This window comes from Phormidium pseudopriestleyi FRX01, from assembly GCF_017313335.1.
GTDB lineage: Bacteria > Cyanobacteriota > Cyanobacteriia > Cyanobacteriales > Laspinemataceae > Laspinema > Laspinema pseudopriestleyi.
In genome coordinates, this window is the sequence record NZ_JAFLQW010000565.1 from 1 (window position 1) to 2,959 (window position 2,959).

5 protein-coding genes are annotated in these 2,959 nt (G+C 47.5%); 1 reads left to right on the top strand and 4 read right to left on the bottom strand.

What is annotated here, in order from left to right:
• Nucleotides 1-211, bottom strand: a 211-nt coding sequence (locus J0895_RS21450; protein WP_207090033.1) for a hypothetical protein, incomplete at its 3' end; no start/stop codon positions are given.
• Between the two features lie 39 nt (nucleotides 212-250).
• Nucleotides 251-1,345, bottom strand: a complete 1,095-nt coding sequence (gene aroB, locus J0895_RS21455) for a 3-dehydroquinate synthase (RefSeq protein WP_207090034.1) — start codon at nucleotides 1,343-1,345, stop codon at nucleotides 251-253.
• A 94-nt stretch (nucleotides 1,346-1,439) separates the two neighbouring features.
• Here aroB and petL point away from each other — a divergent pair, with 94 nt between their 5' ends.
• Nucleotides 1,440-1,535: a cytochrome b6-f complex subunit PetL gene (gene petL, locus J0895_RS21460; RefSeq protein ID WP_015148453.1), complete on the top strand. Its 96-nt coding sequence runs from the start codon at nucleotides 1,440-1,442 to the stop codon at nucleotides 1,533-1,535.
• A gap of 66 nt (nucleotides 1,536-1,601) precedes the next feature.
• Here petL and J0895_RS21465 read toward each other — a convergent pair whose 3' ends face one another.
• Both J0895_RS21465 and J0895_RS21470 read right to left on the bottom strand, forming a co-directional pair.
• A complete protein-coding gene (locus J0895_RS21465) occupies nucleotides 1,602-2,516 on the bottom strand; it encodes a glycine betaine ABC transporter substrate-binding protein (RefSeq protein ID WP_207090035.1) in 915 nt (304 codons plus the stop codon).
• On the bottom strand, nucleotides 2,513-2,959 hold a 447-nt coding region (locus J0895_RS21470), incomplete at its 5' end, for an ABC transporter permease (RefSeq protein WP_207090036.1). The genes J0895_RS21465 and J0895_RS21470, both read right to left, overlap by 4 nt.

The window sequence follows — 2,959 nt, forward strand, 5'->3', positions numbered from 1 at the left end:
CCACTTTGGCGGAAATTTTGTAGATATCTTCTTCCACATACCCCTTCATCGCCCCACTTGCCATCAACTCATGGAGTAACTCCGATTGTTGTTCAGACATTTGACCATCGGCATAAACCACAATCAACGTAATGGCAAACAACGCTTCTATCGGCGTGAGTTTTTCCGTTGATTTCGCGTAGGTTTTGAACAGTTTGTCATACTTGCTCATGGTATCCCCCTCTTGCGGACTCTCCCAGGTGAACCGGCGTTACTGCATTCCAGGCAATATCTGGCGAATCAAATCCGACGTGACGCGATCGCTCACCGTTGCTGCACCAATTTGCGTCGGTAACACAAACCGCACTTGTCCATCTTTCACCTTTTTATCAGTTTGCAGGGTGTCAATAATTTCCTCAAGATTCAATCCTTCGGGTAACTTCGTCGGCAACCCGGCTTTTTCAATTAAGGCAAACTGACGGCGATCGCACTCCTCATCCCAGAGTCCCAACGCCACCGCTAACCGCGATGCCGCCACCATCCCGATCGCCACCGCTTCCCCGTGATTCGTCCCCTTATAGTGAGTCAAACTTTCCACCGCATGAGCGATCGTATGACCATAATTCAGAATCGCCCGCAAACCCGCTTCTTTTTCATCTTTGCCGACAACATCCGCCTTACTTTGGCAAGAACGGGCGAGAATTTCTTCCAAAAATCCCGCATCTACATACCGCAACTGATCCAACCGCTTTGCCTGTTCCATCTGGGTGAATAATTCCGCATCCCAAATCACCCCATATTTAATCACCTCGGCCATTCCTGCTCGAAATTCCCGGGCTGGGAGAGTTTTTAGCACATCCGGGTCGATCGCCACCAACTTCGGTTGATAAAACGCCCCAATCAGATTTTTCCCCTGGGGATGATTCACCCCAGTTTTGCCCCCAATGGAAGCATCCACCATAGCTAACAGAGTGGTTGGAACTTGGACAAAATTAATCCCGCGCAACCAAGTCGCCGCCGCAAATCCGGTCATATCTCCCACAACCCCACCGCCTAAAGCAACCATTGTGGAGGACCGTTCTAGGCGCTGAGATAGGGCCGCATCGTAAATTTTTTGAATGGATCGCAGGGTTTTGTATTGTTCTCCTGCCATCAGGATGCAGGTGGAGACGTCAAATCCCGCTGCAGTTAAGGAGGACCGGAGGCGATCGCCATACCGTAGATCCACCACGGGGTTGGATACCACTAATACTTTTTTCCCCAACTTCAGGGGCTGCATCTGCGTCCCGAGGTCATCTAAGGATTGAGGGGCGATCGCAATATCATAACAGTCCTGGGGCAGATTGACGCGGATAACAGACGGCATGGTAAACAACCCATTCACTAAACCTAGAGGGCTGTATTGTATCGCAAGCCATGATTCAATAGTGGGTAACGATTTTAAATGGAGATAGTTCTCAATGTCTGGAATCCTTGCTTACGCCTTAATTGTCGGTGGAGCCTTCGTCAGTGCGGTAGTCCTCATGTTTGGATTGCGTGCCGTTAAGCTGATCTAACTCAATTCTGTAAATGGGGGTTTCGGCCCCCGTTCGGTTCTAACTGGACCCCACCCGGATTTAGGATCACTCCTGCCTCTGTTGTTTCGAGGCCAAAAACTCCCGAACCACTTCATCATATCGGCGAAATTCTCCATCAACTTGATAGTTCATTTGTTGCATTTCTGCTTCAGAAATTAACCCAGATAGTTGGGTAATTGCTGCTTCTAACTCGGGATGTTTTTCTAATGTTTCAGTCCGAATTATTGGAACGGCTTGATAAGGGGGGAAATAATTTTTATCATCTTTTAACACAACCAATCCCAATTTGTCAATTAATCCATTAGTAGAATCTCCAGCAATTAAATCGACTTTTTTATAAACTAATGCCCGATACATTAATCCTAAATCCATGACTTCTGGAGGGCGGGCAAAGGTTAACTGATAGGTGGCAGCCAAGCCGGAAAACCCATCTTCCCGACTCATAAATTCATAGCCAAATCCGGCTCTCCATTGGGGGGTATATTCCGCTGCATCGGAGAGGTTTTTTAAATTCAAGTTCCGCGCATCTTCTCCTCGAACCATGATGGCAAAGGTATTATTAAAGCCTAATGGAGGCATGACGGTTAAGTTAAATTGGTCTTGATAGGCTGTTTTTACGTTCTGGTAAACTGTTTCCGGGTCGGAGATGGGGGATTGGTTTAAAATTGCTGTAAAAGCTGTGCCGGTATATTCAACATAAGCATCAATTTTGCCGGTTCTGAGGCCATCATGACAGAGGAATGTCCCGCCTAAATTTAACTGGCGATCGACCGTTAAATTGGTTTGGGATTCTATCTGTTGAGCGAGGAGTTCCCCGAGGATATTTTGCTCAGTGAAATTTTTAGAGCAAATCACAATATCGGCTCTTCCCCTAGGGCGGGAGTTGTCTGTTTGACACCCGGTGAATAACCCTAAATTGACCGTAAAAACTGCTAATAATAAAAATTGTTTTGCCTTCATTTTTTGACCGTTAATTGATGTTCAATCCAGCCGATCGCCCCATCGGCAATTAAGGCGATCGCCGCTGCTGGAACTGCCCCGGCTAAAATTAGTTGATTGTTCACCATCGAAATACCTTGAAAAATCAACGCCCCCAATCCACCGGCCCCGATCGCAGCCGCAATCGTCGCCGTTCCCACGGAGATTGCCGTCGAGACTCTCACCCCAGCTAAAATCACCCCCATTGCCAAGGGAATCTCAACTTGAGAGAGCAATTGCCAATCAGTCATCCCCATACCCCTTCCTGCCTCACGAATGGCTGGATCTACGCCAACAATGCCGGTGTAGGTATTGCGAATAATCGGTAATAAGGCATATAAAGTTAAGGCAAATATGGCGGGAACTGCCCCAATTCCGCCAATGATGGGAACGGAAATTAAAAAGCCAAATAGGGCTAAACTGGG

Bases quoted from the DNA above. Each gene is read 5' to 3' on its own strand.
- aroB (WP_207090034.1), bottom strand. From the start codon at position 1,345: ATGCCGTCTGTTATCCGCGTCAATCTGCCCCAGGACTGTTATGATATT.
- J0895_RS21465 (WP_207090035.1), bottom strand. From the start codon at position 2,516: ATGAAGGCAAAACAATTTTTATTATTAGCAGTTTTTACGGTCAATTTA.
- petL (WP_015148453.1), top strand. From the start codon at position 1,440: ATGTCTGGAATCCTTGCTTACGCCTTAATTGTCGGTGGAGCCTTCGTC.